At 63.4% G+C, this 18,916-nt stretch carries 18 protein-coding genes; 13 read left to right on the forward strand and 5 right to left on the reverse strand.

What is annotated here, in order from left to right:
- Nucleotides 1-8: 8 nt before the first annotated feature.
- Nucleotides 9-1,361 carry an ABC transporter substrate-binding protein gene (locus tag ACSSVG_RS08240; RefSeq protein ID WP_492418338.1) on the reverse strand — a complete coding sequence of 451 codons (1,353 nt, stop codon included), beginning with the start codon at nucleotides 1,359-1,361 and terminating at the stop codon, nucleotides 9-11.
- 207 nt (nucleotides 1,362-1,568) lie between these two features.
- On the opposite strand from ACSSVG_RS08240, the gene ACSSVG_RS08245 reads away from it, so the two are divergent.
- From ACSSVG_RS08245 to ACSSVG_RS08255, 3 genes are all read left to right on the forward strand, one after another.
- Nucleotides 1,569-2,492 (forward strand): AraC family transcriptional regulator, encoded by a 924-nt coding sequence (locus tag ACSSVG_RS08245; RefSeq protein WP_492418340.1) that lies wholly within the window; start codon nucleotides 1,569-1,571, stop codon nucleotides 2,490-2,492.
- A gap of 37 nt (nucleotides 2,493-2,529) precedes the next feature.
- Complete coding sequence (locus tag ACSSVG_RS08250) at nucleotides 2,530-3,246, forward strand: hypothetical protein (protein WP_231340544.1); 717 nt, start codon at nucleotides 2,530-2,532, stop codon at nucleotides 3,244-3,246.
- Nucleotides 3,247-3,343: 97 nt separating this feature from the next.
- Entirely contained in the window at nucleotides 3,344-3,655 is a 312-nt protein-coding gene (locus ACSSVG_RS08255; RefSeq protein WP_231340543.1) for a hypothetical protein, read from the forward strand.
- A gap of 105 nt (nucleotides 3,656-3,760) precedes the next feature.
- Here the strand turns inward: ACSSVG_RS08255 and ACSSVG_RS08260 are convergent, their stop codons facing one another.
- The gene (locus tag ACSSVG_RS08260) at nucleotides 3,761-4,498 is read right to left on the reverse strand and encodes a GAF and ANTAR domain-containing protein (protein ID WP_492418341.1); all 738 of its coding nucleotides are present in this window, start codon (nucleotides 4,496-4,498) and stop codon (nucleotides 3,761-3,763) included.
- 128 nt (nucleotides 4,499-4,626) lie between these two features.
- On the opposite strand from ACSSVG_RS08260, the gene ACSSVG_RS08265 reads away from it, so the two are divergent.
- Nucleotides 4,627-4,767, forward strand: coding sequence for a hypothetical protein (locus tag ACSSVG_RS08265; protein WP_231340541.1), 141 nt, complete (start codon nucleotides 4,627-4,629; stop codon nucleotides 4,765-4,767).
- A gap of 53 nt (nucleotides 4,768-4,820) precedes the next feature.
- Here ACSSVG_RS08265 and ACSSVG_RS08270 read toward each other — a convergent pair whose 3' ends face one another.
- Nucleotides 4,821-5,042: a hypothetical protein gene (locus ACSSVG_RS08270; protein WP_253465852.1), complete on the reverse strand. Its 222-nt coding sequence runs from the start codon at nucleotides 5,040-5,042 to the stop codon at nucleotides 4,821-4,823.
- A gap of 477 nt (nucleotides 5,043-5,519) precedes the next feature.
- Between ACSSVG_RS08270 and ACSSVG_RS08275 the strand changes: the two genes are divergently transcribed.
- From ACSSVG_RS08275 to ACSSVG_RS08300, 6 genes are read left to right on the forward strand one after another with little or no spacing between them, the layout of a single operon-like run.
- Nucleotides 5,520-5,618, forward strand: coding sequence for a potassium-transporting ATPase subunit F (locus tag ACSSVG_RS08275; protein ID WP_159708520.1), 99 nt, complete (start codon nucleotides 5,520-5,522; stop codon nucleotides 5,616-5,618).
- A 6-nt stretch (nucleotides 5,619-5,624) separates the two neighbouring features.
- Nucleotides 5,625-7,292 (forward strand): potassium-transporting ATPase subunit KdpA, encoded by a 1,668-nt coding sequence (kdpA, locus tag ACSSVG_RS08280; protein ID WP_492418344.1) that lies wholly within the window; start codon nucleotides 5,625-5,627, stop codon nucleotides 7,290-7,292.
- Complete coding sequence (gene kdpB / locus ACSSVG_RS08285) at nucleotides 7,289-9,427, forward strand: potassium-transporting ATPase subunit KdpB (protein WP_492418346.1); 2,139 nt, start codon at nucleotides 7,289-7,291, stop codon at nucleotides 9,425-9,427. The genes kdpA and kdpB overlap by 4 nt, the downstream gene beginning before the upstream one ends.
- 9 nt (nucleotides 9,428-9,436) lie before the next feature.
- Nucleotides 9,437-10,048, forward strand: coding sequence for a K(+)-transporting ATPase subunit C (kdpC, locus tag ACSSVG_RS08290; RefSeq protein WP_231340537.1), 612 nt, complete (start codon nucleotides 9,437-9,439; stop codon nucleotides 10,046-10,048).
- Between the two features lie 29 nt (nucleotides 10,049-10,077).
- Nucleotides 10,078-12,636, forward strand: a complete 2,559-nt coding sequence (locus tag ACSSVG_RS08295) for a DUF4118 domain-containing protein (protein WP_492418348.1) — start codon at nucleotides 10,078-10,080, stop codon at nucleotides 12,634-12,636.
- Nucleotides 12,629-13,306 (forward strand): response regulator, encoded by a 678-nt coding sequence (locus tag ACSSVG_RS08300; RefSeq protein WP_492418350.1) that lies wholly within the window; start codon nucleotides 12,629-12,631, stop codon nucleotides 13,304-13,306. The genes ACSSVG_RS08295 and ACSSVG_RS08300 overlap by 8 nt, the downstream gene beginning before the upstream one ends.
- A gap of 55 nt (nucleotides 13,307-13,361) precedes the next feature.
- Here the strand turns inward: ACSSVG_RS08300 and ACSSVG_RS08305 are convergent, their stop codons facing one another.
- On the reverse strand, nucleotides 13,362-14,633 hold the full coding sequence (locus ACSSVG_RS08305; protein ID WP_492418352.1) for a helix-turn-helix transcriptional regulator: 1,272 nt from the start codon (nucleotides 14,631-14,633) through the stop codon (nucleotides 13,362-13,364).
- Nucleotides 14,634-14,772: 139 nt separating this feature from the next.
- On the opposite strand from ACSSVG_RS08305, the gene hxlB reads away from it, so the two are divergent.
- The gene (gene hxlB / locus ACSSVG_RS08310) at nucleotides 14,773-15,369 is read left to right on the forward strand and encodes a 6-phospho-3-hexuloisomerase (RefSeq protein WP_492418354.1); all 597 of its coding nucleotides are present in this window, start codon (nucleotides 14,773-14,775) and stop codon (nucleotides 15,367-15,369) included.
- Nucleotides 15,370-15,430: 61 nt separating this feature from the next.
- Nucleotides 15,431-16,054, forward strand: a complete 624-nt coding sequence (hxlA, locus tag ACSSVG_RS08315) for a 3-hexulose-6-phosphate synthase (protein ID WP_492418356.1) — start codon at nucleotides 15,431-15,433, stop codon at nucleotides 16,052-16,054.
- Nucleotides 16,055-16,120: 66 nt separating this feature from the next.
- Here the strand turns inward: hxlA and ilvD are convergent, their stop codons facing one another.
- Entirely contained in the window at nucleotides 16,121-17,983 is a 1,863-nt protein-coding gene (gene ilvD / locus ACSSVG_RS08320) for a dihydroxy-acid dehydratase (protein ID WP_492418358.1), read from the reverse strand.
- An 86-nt stretch (nucleotides 17,984-18,069) separates the two neighbouring features.
- Between ilvD and ACSSVG_RS08325 the strand changes: the two genes are divergently transcribed.
- Nucleotides 18,070-18,897, forward strand: coding sequence for a helix-turn-helix transcriptional regulator (locus tag ACSSVG_RS08325; RefSeq protein ID WP_492418360.1), 828 nt, complete (start codon nucleotides 18,070-18,072; stop codon nucleotides 18,895-18,897).
- Nucleotides 18,898-18,916 lie beyond the last annotated feature (19 nt).

Consider the following 18,916-nt stretch of genomic DNA (forward strand, 5'->3'; position numbering starts at 1 on the left):
GGTTTCCGTTATTGCTTCTTCTTGTATTTGTCGCCAACCTTTTGCGCGGCCTCCTGGCCCTTGGCCAGCGCATCGGCCACGCTCCCTTGACCGGCGATTGCAGAGCTCACGCCTTGGGAGACATTGGTGCCAAGCGCGGCGAACTCGGGGATGCCGACAAACTGGATTCCGACGGCGGGCCGCTCCTGGAGGCCGGGGTTCTTAGGGTCTGCGTTCTCAATGGCGAAACGTTCGGCTTCGAAGAACGGGGCGGCGTCCTGGAAGTCGGTGTTCTCATACGTGGAGATGCGCTTGCCCGAGGGCACCTTTGCCCAGCCGAGTTCGGAGGCCACCAGTTCTTCGTAGTCCGTGGAGCTGGCCCAAGCGATGAACTTTTCGGCGGAGTCCTTTTTCTTTGAAGCCGCCTGCAGGGCCCAGGACCACGTCCACAACCAACCGGAGGATGCGGTTTCCTTCACTGGGGCCTGTGCGTAACCGATCTTGCCCTTCACCGGGGAGGCTTCGGCCTCCAGTGCTCCGGCGGCCGACGTGGCGTCGTACCACATTGCCACTTTGCTTTGGGTGAGGTTGTTCAGGCATTCGGTGAAGCCTGCCTGGGCTGCGCCGGCCTGACCATGTTCCCGGACCAGCTTGGTGTAGAACTCTGTTGCTTCAGTGAATTCGGGCGAGTTGACCTTGGCGTTCCAGTCTTTGTCGAACCACGTACCGCCGAAGGTGTTGACCACCGTTGTCAGCGGCGCGAAGACCTGCCCCCACCCAGGCTGGCCCCGGAGGCAGATGCCCTTCATCCCTGGTTCCGCACCGTCTACTTTGGCGGCGAGCTGTGCCACTTCGTCCCAGGTGGGCTTGTCCGGCATGGTGAGGCCCTTGGCGTCGAAAACGTCCTTCCGGTACATCAGGAATGAGGATTCGCCATAGAACGGCTCACCGTAGAGCTTGCCGTCGGTGCCGGTGAGGGACGCGGTGTAGGCCGGGAGGATGTCGGCCTGATTGAACTCCGGGTCGTCCGCGACATCGTCAAGAGGCGCCAACCAGCCGTTGGCCGAGTAGAACGGGATCTCGTAGTTGGACAACGAGGCGACGTCGTACTGGCCGGCCTGGCTGGAGAACTCCTGGCTGATCTTTGCCCGGACATCGTTCTCCGGCAGCACCGTGTAGTTGACCCGGATGCCGGTCTCCTTGGTGAAGTTATCCGCAGTGAGCCTCTGCAGATCTTCCATCTGCGGGTTGTTGACCATGAGGACGCTGATGCTGTTCCGGTCACCAGCCCCTGTTCCGCCCGCTCCGGCACAGGCCGTGGCGGTGAGCGCGATGCACAGGGCGCCGGCTGCAAGGGCTGCCGCACGTGTATTTGGGCGCATTGAGGACTCCTTCGTTCTTCATGGGGGTGCGCAGTCTCCGCACTCCTACTACTGCGTGGAAGTACAAGACCTGGGCGGGGCATTCAGCCGGGATATCCGGGGAGCCTCGCTGTGTTCCTCAACACTAGGCGTGTGGGGTGGGACACAACTAGCGTCCTTGATGACGCATACTGATACTTATTTTCCCTGCTCCCCTGGAGGCCTCTGATGAGTCCAACCGATCCTGGAGACGGTGCAGCGACGCGGCTGGCACACCGTCTGGTGGGGATGCGCGCCAACCGCGAAGTGATTCCCGAAGATCCACATCATTCGGTCAGATGGCACGAACACGACTACCCCAGCCCTATAGCCCGCTGGAACTATCATCCCGAGTACGAGATCCACCTGATCCGCAAGGGCACCGGGAAGTTCATTGTGGGCGACCATATCGGCACCTTCGAGGCCGGCCACGTCGCGTTGGTCGGGTCCGGACTACCTCACGACTGGGTCAGCGACCTCGACCCAGGGGAAGTCCTTGAAAATCGCGATGCCGTGATCCAGTTCGACGGCAAATGGGTGGAGCAGGCTGCTGTACTGGTGCCCGAACTGACCGAGGTACTGCCGCTCCTGGAACAGTCGGCTCGTGGGATCGAATTCTTTGGCCAGACGGCACAAACGGCAGCCGCCTCCATTGAAGCCATGGGCAGTTCCACTGGATTGGAACGGCTGCGTCACCTGCTGGCCCTGTTCGCGATCCTCTCCCGGGCACCGGACCACGAACGCAAATATCTCGCCGACGAATGGTTCCGGCCGCAGTTGGACGGCCAGGCCGAAGCTGTGGTGGACATTGTCCTGGAGTACGTGTTCAGCAACCATGCCGGCAGCGTCTCCATGTCAGAGGCCGCAGCGATGGTGGGCATGGCCGAGCCCACGTTCTCCAAATACTTCAAACGTGCCACCGGGCAAAATTTCACGGACCTTGTCCGGAAGCTGCGGCTGGCCCATGCACGGCGCCTGCTGGAACGCACCGACAAGCCAATATCGGACATTTGCTACGAGGTAGGCTTCAGCAACTTGTCCAACTTCAACCGTCAGTTCCTCAGGGAAACCGGCGAGACGCCGCGGAAATTCAGGCAACGGATGCAGGGCTAGCACCGAATGACTGCATCCACCCTGTTTAATGGGCCCCATGAGCACTGTGGACCCCATCGCCCTCAGGAAACTCCGCGCAAACAAACGCCCCGGTCCGGTCAGCATCGTGCTGGCGCTGGCCTTCCAATTCATCGGCGGACTCGCCGCAGGTTATGGCTGGCCGCACCTGGCCCTGTTGGAAGAGGTCGAACCGCCGGCATTGCCCATGATCGCGATCGTCTCAAGCATCCCGGTTTTGGTCCTGAGCTCCATCGCGTGGACTGCCGTGGCCATAAAGCACAGCAAACTCGGACTCGCCCTTGGTGGGACCTTGGCGTGGCTTGGCGCCTCGCTCGGAGTCGCAGCGATCGCGGTCCAGTCGGGCCTGACGCCGCTGCTCACCTGGGTGGGCGCCGGCTGCCTGGCCATTGCCTTGTTCCTCGGCATCCTGGGAATCATCGGCGCAAGGACCCGCAGGGCCATCGCGCACCGCGAAGCGATGGTGATGAGCACCGGCACCATGACGTCAGCGAGGGTCACCGACAAGGGCTACCTGTCCTTCAGCGACAGCGCCAAGATCCTCACTACTGTGACTTTCACTTTCCACGATGCGAACGGGACCCAACGCTGGGTCCAGCGCCCGCTGCTGATTACTGCCGCCGAGCCTGTAGTGGACGGCCAGGAGACCACTCTCTGGTACGACCCCCTGGACCCAGGCAATGACAAGAAGATCGTGGTGAAACTGGCCAAGGACATGCCGTTGCGCCGGCCCTGACCAACAAGGCCGCCTGAACCCGCGTCACTTTCAGCTGGTTCCGCCCACTTATCAGTGGACGGAAAAACTGCCAACGGATGCGCCCCAGGAGCAAGAAATGAACTCACCCCACGGAATGGCCATGACGGCCGCCTTTGTGTTGCCCGAAGCGCCGGACTTCCGCCTGTTGTTCATGGCAGGACTGGTGTTCCTGGCGGGTCTAGCCGGTACGGGCAGCGTCCTGCTGCTCCTGCTGTTCGCACCCATCATCAGTTTGGCCCTCATGGGCCGTGGCTATCAACGCAAGGTTGCCGCGACGACTCCCGGCACCCGCTTAGCAGCAGCACGGCCGCAATGGCTGCGACGATCAGACCGATCCCGGCCCACTGCCCCACGGCAAGGTCCTGATGCAGGGCTACGGCACCGATGATCGCGGCAAACACTGGGTTGATGCTCATGAGGACGCCAGGATTCCGGCACCACCGCGCGAGCGTGAGCAGATTGTGGAACTGCTGAGGGGGCTGTACCGCTGGTTTCAGTCTTCGAAGCGCAGATGGCTTTCGGTGCTGCCGCTCAAGTGCGCGATGATGTCCGTTGCGACGGCATGCAGTTTCTTGTTCCTGTGGCTCGAGGCCTTGGTCAGGAAGTCGAAGGCCTCGTCTTGGCTGCAACGGTTCTGGGCCATAATGACGCCGCAGGCAAGGTCAATGACAGTCCTGGAGGACATCGCCGTCTTCAGGTCCGCGTTCAGTTGCTCCACGGTTTCGATCCGGATGGCCAGACGCAGGGTACTTCCCGTGACCTCCGTGAACGAGGCAGCTTCGGCTATCACAGCATCAGTGAATGTACCCGCCTTCGGGGCGAAGAAGTTGATGACCGCCTGGGATGTCTCACCCAGGGCCATCGGTACACCCAAGGCACTGTGGATACCTTCTGCAGCCAAAGCCCGGCTGTACTCCGGCCAGTTGGTGTCGGTGGCAACGTCTGCCAGCAGCACCGGACGGCCGGCGTCCAACGCTTCCAGACAGGGGCCCTGCCCCAGGGCCTGTTCAATCTTGTCCAGCTGAATTGCCCTCTCACTGCTACCTGCAACAGTGGAGGTCCGTTTGCGGCGACGCAGTGTGAGGGCACAATCGATGTTCTCCCCGGCCACTTTGCTCATTGCGTCGGAGGCGAAGCCAGTCACGCCGTTCAAAATTCCGTGGATGTCTGAGCTGCCGACTACCAATTCGTGCAGGCTTCGGATGTGTTCGGCATTGTCCATGGGTTCCATGGGCCTAATCGTAGGAAGAGTTCGGCCTCCCGTCACCTGTTGCCGGGTAAACCACCTTCCTGGAGGACGACACTCCCGGGCATCAGCACCGCTGGGATGCCCAGCACATCGCCTCGTTCGTTTTCCCTTTGGTGATATACGCCGTGGGCGGCGTCCTGATCGTTATATCCCTTCCGGCCGGTTTGGTGGTGGTGGCCCTCGGAACGATCATCGCGCTGATCGGTGCGGTGGTTTTTTCGTGGGTGGCCCTGGTGGAGATACTGCGCTGACAAAGCGAACGACGACGGGAAGTCCCGTCGTCGTTCGCTTGGCGTTGAGTCTTTCAGTCAGCTTTTCCAGCCAACGCCACCAGCACGCCGGCGGTGGCAAAGAACTTGTTGCTGCCGAGATCGCGCACCGTCTTGATGCCCAGCCCTGCAAGTAATTCATCGTGTTTTTCGGTCAGTCCGGCAAGCGCCGACGGCGGTGCGGCGAGGACTTCGTCCAGGCTTGCATTTTCGTAGGATTTGTCGAGTGCTTTGCCCAATTCAACAGAAACAGCCAAGGCTTTTCCTTTCATCGATACAGAACAATTACAAACGTGCAGAACATGAAACAACAGCATTATTACTCAGCAGCCTGCGGACCCTCCCGGGGGAATTGTCAATTTGAGCCGCCTAACGATCAAGATAGCCCACAATGGCGCAAATTTGTTGGCCTCTGAACGATAAATTGCCCAGGCATGCGTGAACCGGGTCGCTGGCCGCGACACCCTGCTGCCTTGGGAAGCCCGCCATACGGGGGAACGTTAAGAGCGCGTCAAGATTTGGGGCCGCCGCGTTAAGGAACCGTAAGGAACGCCTTTTGGCCACTTTCACGGGGGTTGACTGACATCAGCCCCGCGAACGGGGCGCGGATGAAAGGACGTTCCAATGGCCGACGTGGCTGTTGTGGCGATTCTCGTGGTGAGCATGGGAATCGTGATGTGGGTGGCCCACCTTTTGGGCAAAATGATCGACGGCGAGGGCCCGGTGAGCGGGCAATGAATCTGGACGCCATCATGTGGGTTGCGTTGTTCATCGTGGGCCTGGCCATGACCGGGTACTTGCTGGCTGTGTTGCTTCACCCGGAAAAGTGGTGACGGCAAGTGGTTTTCAGCACGGCAGCATTCATCACCCAAATAGTTGTCCTTCTCCTCGCGTTGCTTCTGTTGCACAAGCCCTTGGGCCTCTACATGGAACGCGTTTTCGCGGGGAGCACACATTCCAGGTTGGAGCGGGTGTTCTACCGGCTCGCGGGAGTGGACGTCGGAACTGAACAGAGCTGGTCTGTGTATCTGCGCAGCGTTCTGGTCTTTTCGGCCGTTTCCATCCTGGCTATCTTTGCCCTGCAGCGGCTTCAGGGTCTGCTGCCCGGTGGCAACGGGCTTCCGGGCGTGGATCCGTGGATCGCCATGAACACGGCCATCTCCTTTGTCACCAACACCAACTGGCAAACGTACGTGCCTGAGGCCACCGTGGGCACCTTCGTCCAGATGTGCCTCCTGGCAGTGCAGAATTTCCTCTCCGCCGCAGTTGGAATCGTGGTGGCGGTGGCCTTGATCCGCGGCATCGTGCGGACAAAGACGGACCGTTTGGGTAACTTCTGGGTTGATGTCACCCGGGCATCTTTCCGGCTCCTGCTGCCCATCGCCGCAGTGGGCGCCATCGCGTTGGTGATGGGCGGCGTCGTACAGAATTTCTGGTCCACCGAGGTCGCCAACCAAGCCACGGGGGTCACCCAGGTGATACCTGGCGGACCGGTAGCCTCCCAGGAGGCCATCAAGGTCCTGGGCACCAACGGTGGCGGCTACTTCAACGCCAACTCAGCCCACCCCTTCGAGAATCCGAGTGTCTTCACCAGCCTGTTCCAGGTGTTCCTGATCCTGCTCATCCCTTCCGCCCTTCCCTATACCTACGGAAGGATGGTCGGCGACCGGCGCCAAGGCTTCACCGTTGCCGGCGTCATGGCCGCTCTTTGGCTGACCTCCACTGCCCTGATGGGCTGGGCGGTCGCGTCGGGCCAAGGGGCTGCATCGTCGGCGGCCGGAGGCTTGGGTGAAGGCTTCGAACAACGCCTGGGGCCAGCCGCAAGCTCCATCTTCGCCGCGTCCACCACCCTCACCTCCACCGGAGCGGTGAATGTGGCCCATGATTCCCTTCCCCCTCTCGCGGGCGGAATCGCAATGGTGAACATGATGCTGGGCGAGGTGGCCCCCGGAGGCACCGGTTCCGGGCTGTACGGCATGCTGATCCTGGCGATTATCGCCGTCTTCATCGCAGGCCTGATGGTCGGCCGGACGCCGGAGTTCCTGGGCAAGAAGATCGGCCCGCGGGAAATGAAGCTCGCGGCCCTCTACATCCTGGTGACCCCCACCCTGGTGCTGGTCCTGGCAGGCATCACAGCGCTGCTCCCTGACGTCATGGCCAACGCGCCGGCGGCCGGACCCCACCAGTTCAGTGAGTTGCTGTATGCCTTCACCTCAGGCGCCAACAACAACGGCTCAGCTTTCGGTGGTATCACCAGCTCCGGACCGTATCTGTCCGTGATGCTCGGAATTGCCATGTTGCTGGGTCGCTTCCTCCCGATCGTCCTGGTCCTGGCACTGGCCGGGTCCTTGGCGCGGCAACGGAAGATCCCCGCATCAGCGGGAACCGTGCCAACCCACGGAGGGCTCTTCGGATCACTCCTCCTCAGCGTCACCGTGATCATGACGGCCCTCAGCTACTTCCCTGCCCTCGCCCTGGGCCCACTCGCAGAAGGACTTATCAAATGACCCGGTCCAGCACGGCTACAGCCGCGGACACGTCAGCACTCACCTACGCTGACGGCAACCCACTCGGAACACCCGGGGAACACAAACACCACACCAAGGCTCCGGCCAAACTCAATGCCGCCACTCTCCGCGCGGCCCTGCCGGTGGCGTTCAAAAAGCTGGATCCCCGGCAGATGGTCCATTCGCCCGTCATGTTCGTGGTGCTGGTGGGAGCCGCCGCCTGCACCTTGATTTGTGTGTTCAAACCGGCAGTCTTTGGCATTGTTGTCACGGCGTGGCTTTGGCTGACGGTCCTGTTCGGCACCCTGTCCGAGGCCATCGCCGAGGGCCGGGGGAAAGCCCAGGCGGACAGCCTCCGCGCCAGCCGCAAGGGCGTCCTGGCCCGCCTGCGGCTGGACGATGGAACCACCAAGGAAGTGGCCGGCACGGACCTCAAGCTCAACGACGTCGTCATCTGCGAAGCGGGTGACGTTATCCCCTCCGACGGCGAAATCATCGAAGGCCTGGCAAGCGTGGACGAGTCCACCATCACGGGCGAGTCAGCACCGGTCATCCGGGAGTCCGGCGGTGACCGTTCGTCAGTGACCGGCGGTACCAAGGTCTTGTCGGACCGGATCCTGGTCCGCATCACGGCTGAACCCGGAGCTACGTTCATTGACCGGATGATCAAACTCGTTGAGGGAGCCGTCCGTCAAAAGACTCCCAATGAGATCGCCCTGCACGTGCTCCTGGTTTCGTTGACCATCGTGTTCCTGGTGGTCACCATGACCCTGGCCCCGCTCGCGTCGCTGGCGGGAGCAACGCCGTCGCCGATCGTCCTGGTCGCCCTCCTCGTTTGCCTCATTCCCACCACCATTGGCGCCCTGGTTCCGGCTATCGGCATCGCCGGCATGGACCGACTGGTCCAACACAACGTGCTGGCGACCTCCGGGCGGGCAGTGGAAACTGCCGGTGACATCACCACATTGCTGCTGGATAAGACGGGCACCATCACCTACGGCAACAGGCGGGCGGTCAACTTCTTCCCGGCCAACGACGTGGAACGCCACGAACTCATCACCGCGGCCCGGTTGTCCAGCCTCGCGGATGAAACCCCTGAGGGCCGCTCCATTGTGGAACTCGCCAACGACAAAGGCGTGGACGGCCCGGAGCTTGACCAGCTCCGTAAGGACTCCAAGGACATCAGCATCGTGGAGTTCACGGCCAGCACACGCATGAGCGGCCTGGACGTCGACGGGCGCCTGATCCGCAAAGGCGCCGCGGCCGCCGTCGAACGCTTCGTCGCCGAAGCCGGTGGGCGCATGCCTGCAGAAGTCCAGCGTCGAGTGCAGGAAATCTCCGCCGAGGGCGGCACGCCGCTGCTGGTCGCCGAGCACACGCACGACGGCGGCGCCCGGGTTCTGGGAACAGTGCACCTGGCCGATGTGGTCAAGCCCGGCATGCACGCCCGTTTCGCGGAGCTGCGCAGGATGGGGATCCGCACGGTGATGATCACCGGCGACAACCCCGTGACGGCAAAGGCAATCGCGGCGGAGGCCGGCGTCGACGACTTCGTGGCGGAAGCCACGCCCGAGGACAAACTGGACGTCATCCGGCGCGAGCAGGGCGAAGGGCGGTTGGTTGCCATGACGGGTGACGGCACCAACGACGCCCCCGCGTTGGCCGCGGCTGACGTGGGCGTGGCGATGAATTCGGGAACACCCGCTGCCAAGGAGGCGGCCAACATGGTGGACCTGGATTCCGATCCCACCAAACTGATCAACATCGTGGGCATCGGCAAGCAACTGCTGATAACACGCGGGGCGCTGACCACGTTCTCGGTGGCCAATGACGTGGCGAAGTACTTCGCGATCGTGCCGGCGCTGTTCACCGCTGCGTTCCCGGGACTCGGGATGCTGAACATCATGGGCCTGGCGAGTCCGTCGTCGGCCATCCTTTCGGCGGTGATCTTCAACGCCCTCATCATCCTGGTACTGGTTCCTTTGGCGCTGCGAGGCGTGAAGTACCGGGCCGTGTCCGCGAATCAAGCGCTTGCCAGGAATCTGCTGCTGTATGGCCTCGGCGGCCTCGTGGCACCGTTCCTCGGGATCAAGCTCATTGACCTGATCATTTCCCTCATCCCCGGCATCGGCTAGGACTCCACCATGAATGTGTTTACCGGTTATCTTCGCCAGGCGGGCACCGCAGCCCGGTTCCTGCTTCTCGCGACCATCGTCCTGGGGCTCCTGTACCCGCTTGCGATCTTCGGGGTCGGGCAGTTGGTGGCTCCCTTCCAAGCGAACGGTTCAGTGGTCAAGGACTCTGCGGGCGAACCCGCGGCATCGGCACTGATCGCCCAAGTGTCTGCGGACGACGCCGGCACGCAGGATCCCGCGTGGTTCCACGCACGGCCCTCGGCCGTCGGATGGGATCCCGCATCGTCTTCGGCCAGCAATTTGGGCCCCAACGACGCGAAACTGCTCGACGCCGTTGCCGCCAACCGCGCCGCAGTGGCCGCGGCAGAAGGCGTCAGTGAGGCCGACGTCCCCGCCGATGCGGTGACGGCCAGCGGGTCCGGCCTTGATCCGCACATCTCACCTGACTACGCGGCCCTCCAGGTCGCCCGGGTTGCTGCAGCCCACGGGCTCAGCACGGACGTTGTGCAGGGTTTGGTGGACAAGCGGACGAGCAGCGGGCTGGAAGCGTTCCTCGGCCAACCGTCGGTCAACGTGACACTGCTGAACCTGGATGTCGCCGCGGCCGGCAATGACCAGTAGGCTCCCGTTCCGAGTGGAAGAATGACGTTATGGCGCGGGCAACACTGAGAATATTCCTGGGGGCCGCCCCGGGCGTCGGCAAGACCTACGCCATGCTCGAGGAAGCCCACAGATTGCTTGGCCGTGGCGAGGACGTGGTGGTGGCCTTCGCCATGCACCACGGCCGCGCCGATACCCGCGCATTGACCCAAGGGCTCGAAGTCATCCCCACCCGGAGCATCGACTACCGGGGCAGTTCGTTTGAGGAACTGGACCTGGACGCCGTCCTGGAGCGTCGGCCGCGCATAGCCATCGTTGACGAGTACGCGCACACGAACATCCCCGGCAGTCGCAACCACAAGCGCTGGGAGGACATTGAGGAACTGCTGGAAGCGGGTATCGATGTCCTCTCCACCGTCAACGTGCAGCATCTGGCCTCCCTGGGCGACGTCGTCAGCGCCATCACCGATGTGCACCAGGCGGAGACTGTCCCGGACGACGTCGTGCGTCGCGCCGACCAGATCCACCTGGTGGACATCTCACCGGAACTGCTGAGGCAGCGGCTGGGCGACGGCAAGATCTACGCCGCGGACAAGATCGACGCGGCCCTGTCCAACTACTTCCGGGTGGGTAACCTGACGGCGCTCCGCGAGCTTGCCCTGCTGTGGCTTGCGGACCGGGTGGACGAAGGCCTGGCCCGCTACCGTGAAGAAAACCAGATCGAGGAAAGCTGGCCGGCCAGGGAACGCATCGTCATCGGACTGACAGGTGGTCCCGAAGGTGAGGTCCTGATCCGACGGGCCGCGAGGATCCTCAAACGTGTCAACGGAGGCGATCTGCTGGCCGTCCATGTTCGCGCGGCCGATGGCGTGGCCGCCGAATCCCCGCAGGCCTTGGAAGCCCAACGCACCCTCATCCGGGATCTGGGCGGCAGCTACCACATTGTGGCTGGTGAGGACCCCGCCAAAGCCTTGCTCGACTTCGCCCGAAGCGTCAATGCCACCCAGATCGTGGTGGGCGTATCGCGTCGGAAGGCCCTGGCCGGGCGGCTCACCGGCGGCGTAGGGAACAAAGTGGTCCGGGACTCGGGCGACATCGACGTCCACATGGTTTCGCATCCCCTTGGTGGCCGCGGCAAGGAGCCTTCGCGGCCACGCGACCTCGGCCGGGTCCGGGTGATGGTTGGCTTTGCCATGGCCATTGTGGTGCCCGTCCTGCTGCAACTCCTGTTGGCCGCAAGCCCATCGCACAACATCGCGACGGCCGTCCTGGTCCAGCTCAGTGGTTCTGTTGCCGTTGCCCTGGTGGGTGGCCTGTGGCCCGCTTTGCTGGGTGCCCTGTGGAGCAGTGCCCTGGTGAATTTCTTCTCCGTTCCGCCCCTTGGCACCCTGACCATCAGCGATCCCCAGAACCTGCTGGCACTGCTGGTCTTCGCCGGGGTGTCCTCGGCTGTGGCCGTGGTGGTGGACCTTTCGGCCAGGCGCTCCAAGGAGGCCGCCCGGGCCCGTTCGGAAGCAGCCACCCTGGGCGATCTCACCCGCGGAGCGACCACGGCCGAGGACACGGTGGTGGGCCTGCTGGAGCAGGCTGTGGACGTCTTCCAAGTCCGCCGGGCCGCCCTCTACGAGTCTTCTTCTCCTGACGGCGGCTGGCGTCTCGTAGCCGCGGCCGGGGATGAAGCCCCGGACGACAACGAGAACATCGAACAGATCGACGCCAGCACGCGACTGGTCCTGACCGGCCGGGTCCTCCCTGCCAGCGACCGCCGCCTGCTCGGTGCCTTCGGCTCACACCTCTCAGCACAGCTGGAACGCCGGCAACTTGCAGCGAGCCGCCGCGAAGTCATGCGGCTGGCCGAAAGCAACACGATGCGCACGTCCATTCTCCGCGCCGTATCCCACGACCTCCGCACCCCCCTGGCCGGCATCAAACTGGCCGTCGGCGGCCTGCGGCAGCCCGGTATCCACTACACGGAACAAGAGGAACAGGAGCTCCTGGCCACCATCGATGAATGCTCGGACCGCTTGGACGTGCTGGTGGGCAACCTCCTGGACATGTCCCGGATTACGTCCGATTCTGTGAACGCCCTGATCAAGCCCGTCCGTTGGTTCGACGTGATTCCAGCTGCACTTCACGGAGTCCCGGCTGGACGGGTCCGTGTGGACCTCCTCCCCAACATGCCCGAGGTGGACGCCGACGCCGGCATGCTTGAACGGGTGGTTGCCAACATCGTGGAGAATGCCGTGAAATACGCGCCGAACTCCGACATCGTGATTGTTGGCGCCGCCGGCGGACTCAGCACCACCACCTTGGCCGGGCAACCGGCCAGCGAACTCCGAATCATCGACCATGGACAAGGTGTCCCCGCGGCCAGCGTGCTCCAAATGTTCCAGCCCTTCCAGCGGCTCGACGACGTCCCGGCCGCCACTGGAGTGGGGTTGGGACTCGCCGTGGCCAAGGGATTCACCGAGGCAATGGGCGGCACCCTCACCGCCGAGGAAACGCCCGGCGGCGGCCTGACCATGGTGATCCGGCTGCCCTTATCCACGGGCGTGTACTTCCTTCCGTCCCCCGAAAGACACCCAGTGAATGGCATCCGGCATGAATAGCGTTTTGGTAGTGGACGACGATCCCCACATTGTCCGCGCACTTGCCATCACCCTCAAAGGGCAGGGATACACCGTCACAACAGCCATGGATGGGGAATCGGCACTCCACGCTGCCGCGCAACGGCCAGTCAACGTCGTCATCCTTGACCTGGGCTTGCCGGACATCGACGGCACCACGGTCATCACCCGGCTCCGCGAGTGGAGCGCCGTGCCCATCCTGGTCCTGTCAGCCCGGCACGGGTCCAGCGACAAGGTGGAAGCCCTCGACGCCGGCGCGGACGACTACATCACCAAGCCCTTCGGACTGGACGAACTGCTGGCACGCCTCCGGGCCATCCTGCGGCGAAGCACCGAATCCATCGGGGAAACCACCACGATCGAGACCAGCTCTTTCACCGTGGACCTTGCGAAGAGGCAAATCACCAAGTCCGGACAGGACGTCAGGATGACGCCCACCGAATGGAACATCCTGGACATCCTGGTCCGCAATCCGGACAAACTGATCACCCAACAGCAGCTCCTCAGCGAAGTCTGGGGCCCGGCGTATGCCAAGGAAGCCAACTACTTGCGCGTCTACATGGCCCAGCTCCGCCGAAAGCTGGAAGTTGAACCGGGCAACCCGCGCCATTTCATCACCGAGCCCGGGATGGGCTACCGGTTCGTCCCATAAACAAAAGCCGCCCACCGACGTCGTGCGTTCATGATGTCGTGCGAAATAGATTCCTTTACCGCAGGCCAGCTGAGTGCGCCAAAGCAATCGCCTCGGTCCTGGAACGCACGTCGAGTTTCCGGAAGAGGTTCCGGATATGGAACTTCACAGTGTTCTCACTGATGTGGAGCGCACCAGCGATGCTCCGGTTCCGCTGCCCTGAAGTGAGCAACTGCAGGACCTCCAACTCGCGGGGCGCCAGATTCCAGACCGCAACATCACCTGCTGGAGCCGCCGGCGGATCCAGCGGCAACACCACGGAAATATCGGCACCCCAGCCCTGCATCACCTCGAGGGACATCCGCCCGTCAACTGCCTGCACCCGCTGCTGCAGCCGGACGATGTTGGGAGAATCCGGCGAGAGGGCGCCCAGGCCGTCGTCGCGCACATTGATCAGCAGGTTCTCGCCGTCGCAATCCCACTGTGCCCTGACCCGGCGGACGTCCGGCTGCTCCGCGATGGCCAGCACAAGCCCACGGACAACGGCGCGGGCAGCATGGGCAACTTCACCAGGGAGTGCACGCCCGTTGGCGGGCGGCTCGATGAACTGGATGTCGATATTGCTGAAGTGCATCAGGGGCCGGAGGTCTTCGCGAAGCCGCTCAAATGCGGTCGCCACCGGTTCCTCCACCAGATCACTGGTCCGGTCGCTGAGCGTCCGCAAATCCACCAGTGCCTTGACGGCTAGGTCCGTCACGGAGGCGCGCGCCGCGGCGTCGTTCATGGAGGTCGACCGCAAGGCCGCCAGCAGCGTTTCAAGGGTCGTGGAGTGCTGGTCGACCAGCTCGGCCGTTACGCGGATCCGCTCAGCGGATGCGGCCCGTGATTCCAAAAGGTACGACGGCGGCGCGTCGGTTACCTTCTCCTGGATGCGTCGGGCGGTTAATCCCCACAGATAGCTGAGAAGACGGAGCGCTTCCCCTGCTGCTTCCGATCCTTCCAACCCGGCAGTCACGGAGGGGTCGGTCAGTACCAGCAGCGCCTGGCTGGGCGCATAGCCCAAGGCAAGGACTTGCCGCTCCTCACCGGCGATGACCGCGGACGTGCGCCACGGATCCTCACCCGGCATCGCCGAGCGCAACTGGTCCAGTTCCGTGATGGACACGCGGCTGACTATGCTTTCGTCGCCCGCCTTCTTCTGGGGCCGTCCCGTGCAGTCCTCCGTGAAGATGACCAGGGCACTGCTTGCCAGGAACGGGAGGGTGGCCTCACGGAGGCTTTCGGCAATGCGGTTCAGCGGCGCGGCGGCCAGGTCGCTGACGGAGTGGAGGAGTGCCCAGTTCTGCATTCGGCCAGCATATGTGCCAAACAGGGTCCGGTACTACCCAAACGGATAGGAGAGACTGTCACAAATCAGCGTTCTCCCCACCCTTGGACTGCACCAAGCTGGAAGGGAAGCAAACACCACGGTTACTGAAGGAGAGAGTGTGGACGCTGTCGCAGAAAAGCCCGCCCTGAGCCAAACGCCAGCCCGGGCCGCGCTCAACCTGTCCCTGATCCAGGACGAACTGGTCAGCACCACCAACGTGATCGACGTCAACCAGCTGGCAGTCCTCGCCGACAGAATCCGAGGGGCAGAGCGTGTCTTCCTCGCAGGAGCCGGGCGCAGCGGACTGGTTCTTCGCATGGCAGCCATGCGACTCATGCACTTGGGCCTGACGGTCCATGTTGCCGGCGACACCACCACGCCCGCCATCGCCTCTGGTGACCTCCTGCTGGTGGCATCCGGCTCGGGAACCACCTCAGGTGTGGTCAAGTCAGCGCAAACCGCAGCCGCCGCCGGGGCGGACGTTGCCGCCGTGACCACCAACCAGGAATCACCCTTGGCCGCCCTGGCCGATGCGCTGGTGATCATACCCGCAGCGCAGAAAACCGATCACGGCTCCAGCCGTTCCCGCCAGTACTCCGGCAGCCTGTTCGAGCAATCCCTCTTCCTTGCAACGGAGACAGTGTTCCAAACGCTCTGGGAGGACACCAACGAGCCTGCGGAACACCTCTGGCTGCGCCACGCCAATCTCGAGTAGCTCCCACCCCCAGCCTGCATTACCCGCTCCAAACGAAACATCCGAATGAAAGAAGAACACCATGAAACTTCAGGTAGCACTGGATCTCCTCACCGTCGAGGACGCCTTGGAACTGGCCGCCAAAGTGGCCGAGCACGTGGACATCATCGAGCTCGGCACACCGCTGATCAAAGCTGCAGGCCTGAGCGCAGTCACCGCGATCAAGGAAGCCCACCCCAGCAAGATCGTCTTCGCGGACATGAAGACCATGGATGCAGGTGAGCTCGAAGCCGACATGGCCTTCAGCGCCGGCGCGGACCTGGTCTCGGTCCTGGGCACGGCCGATGACTCCACCATTGCCGGCGCGGTCAAGGCCGCGAAGACTCACAACAAAGGCATCGTGGTGGACTTGATCGGTGTGGCGGACAAGGTTTCCCGCGCCAAGGAAGCCCGCGCGTTGGGGGCCAAGTTCGTTGAGTTCCATGCAGGCCTGGATGAGCAGGCACAGCCCGGTTACAACCTGCGCACGCTGCTCAACGCAGGCGAGGAAGCACGCGTGCCGTTCTCCGTAGCTGGTGGCGTGAACGTCGGAACCATTGCAGCCGTGCAGCTGGCTGGCGCAGACGTCGCCGTTGCAGGCAGTGCCATCTACAGCGCTTCAGACCCCGGGTTGGCCGCCAAGGAACTGAAGGCAGCCATTAACTAGCTCAGACCAATTCCGCTACGTCGACCTGCCCAACCGGGCAGGTCGACGTTCGCGTGCCGCGGTGCGTTACAGGTTTTCCACCAGCGAGACGTCGCGGACGGCGCCCTTGTCCGCGGACAGTGCCATGGCGGCGTAAGCGCGCAACGCGGGTGAGACGTGGCGTTCACGGTCCTTTGGCTTGTAGCCACCGTTGACTTCAAGTTTTTCGCGGCGTTCGGCGAGGATCTCGTCGGAGACCTGCAACTGGAGGGAGCGCTGCGTGATATCGATGCTGATGATATCGCCGTCCTCAACCAGGGCGATCGCGCCGCCGGAGGCAGCCTCCGGGGAGATGTGGCCGATCGACAGGCCTGAGGTGCCGCCGGAGAAGCGGCCGTCCGTGATGAGGGCGCACTTCTTGCCCAGGCCGCGGCCCTTGAGGAACGACGTCGGGTAGAGCATTTCCTGCATGCCCGGACCACCCCTGGGGCCTTCGTAGCGGATGACCACCACGTCGCCTTCCTTGATGGACTTGTTCAGGATCTTTTCCACGGCTTCGTCCTGTGACTCGCACACAACGGCCGGGCCTTCGAAGATCCAGATGGACTCGTCCACGCCTGCGGTCTTCACCACGGCACCGTCCACTGCGACGTTGCCGCGCAACACCGCCAGGCCGCCATCCTTGGAGAAAGCGTGCTCCACGGAACGGATGCAGCCACCCTCGGCGTCGGTGTCCAGGGAGGTCCACTCGTTCGACTGCGAGAACGCGGTGGAGGAGCGGACGCCACCGGGAGCCGCGTGCCACAGCGCTTGGGCCTCCGCGGTGGCTTTGCCGCCCCGGACGTCCCAGTCGTCCAGCCAGCCGTCCAGGTCGTTGGAGTGCACGGAATGAACATTCTTGTGCAGGAGACCGCCACGGTTCAGCTCACCCAGGAGGGCGGGGATGCCACCGGCGCGGTGCACGTCCTCCATGTAATACGTCTTGTCCCCGGCAACATTCGGGGCCACCTTGGCCAGGCAAGGCACTTGGCGGGACTTGGCATCCATCTCGGCCAGGCCGTACTCCACGCCCGCCTCCTGCGCCGCGGCAAGCAGGTGCAGGATGGTGTTGGTGGAGCCGCCCATGGAGATGTCCAGGGCCATGGCGTTGTCGAAGGCCTCGGCGGTGGCGATGGAGCGCGGCAGGACGGAGTCGTCGTCGCCGTCGTAGTAGCGCTTCACGAGATCGACGACGGTGGCGCCGGCCTTCTCGTACAGCGCCTTGCGGGCGGTGTGGGTCGCGAGCACGGAGCCGTTGCCCGGCAGGGCCAGGCCGATGGCCTCGGCGAGACAGTTCATGGAGTTGGCGGTGAACATGCCCGAGCAGGAACCGCAGGTGGGGCAGGCGTTCTCTTCGATGAGGTTGATGTCTTCATCGGAGATGGATTCGTCCACGGCGTCGGCAATCGCGTTGACCAGGTCCAGGGAGCGGACGGACCCATCCGTCAGGGTTACGCGGCCGGCCTCCATGGGACCACCGGAAACGAACACTACGGGGATGTTCAGGCGGAGCGCCGCCATGAGCATGCCGGGGGTGATCTTGTCGCAGTTGGAGATACAGACCAGGGCGTCGGCGCAGTGAGCGTTGACCATGTACTCAACGGAGTCGGCGATCAGGTCGCGGGACGGCAGGGAGTAGAGCATGCCGGAGTGGCCCATGGCGATGCCGTCGTCCACGGCGATGGTGTTGAATTCGCGCGGAACAGCGCCGGCGGCGAGGATCGCGTCGGAGACGATCCGGCCCACGGGAGCCAGGTGGGTGTGGCCGGGGACGAACTCGGTGAAGGAGTTGGCGACGGCGATGATCGGCTTGCCGATGTCCGTGTTGGCGACGCCGGAGGCGCGAAGCAGTGCGCGGGCGCCGGCCATGTTGCGGCCATGGGTAACTGTTCTTGAGCGTAGTGCAGGCATAAATACCATCCTGCTGTTCTTCCTTGGTCGGTGGAAGACGGTGTTGCTACTAGTAGTGCAAGTACCAGAGTAATAGTGTTGAAGGCGTGAAAGATGAGAGACGCAAGGAGCTGGGGCTATACCTCAGGACACGCCGCACCCAGGCCCTGCGCTCGGACTACGGGCTGCCCCCGGTAGGACGATCCCGCGAGCGAGGGCTTCGCCGGGAAGAGATCGCCTTCCTGTCCGGCGTGAGCGTCACCTGGTACACCTGGCTGGAGCAAGGCCGGGACATCAGTCCCTCGCGGCAGGTCCTGGAATCCATAGCGCGGGCGCTGCATCTCTCCGATACCGGGTTGAGCTACGTGCTTTCCCTGGGTGGCTATTCCTCCGCTCCACCGAAGGGCCCGGTGGCTGCCGATGCGCCGGCCCATGTCCAACGCCTGCTGGATGCCCTGGACCCCAACCCTTCCTACGCGCTATCCCCGGACTGGGGCATCGCCGGTTGGAATCGCGCGTACGAGGCGCTGTACCCCAACATCGGAACGTTCGATGCCTCGGACAGGAACCTGCTGTGGCTTGTCTTCACCGATCCCTACATTCGTGACCTGCTCCCGGACTGGGACGTCACGAGCAAACGCTTTTTGGCTGAGTTCAGGGCCGAAACCGGCCAACGGTTGGGTGATCCGGATGTGGAGTACCAGGTGGAACGGCTCAAAGCAGCCAGCCCGGAGTTCCAAGAGAGCTGGGACCGGTACGACATCCTGGGCTTCGAATCCCGCGAGCGGCAGTTCCACCACCCCGCGGTTGGCGTTCTCCACATGGAGCACCACCAGGTCTCCCCATCGGACCGGCCGGACCTCCACATCGTGGTCTATACACCTGCACCCGGGAGTGACGCCGGTGAGCAGATGCGGCGGTTGATGAGGAGCTGAAGCACGCTGCCGGGCACCC

Source organism: Paenarthrobacter sp. E2MeOHC11, assembly GCF_058744955.1.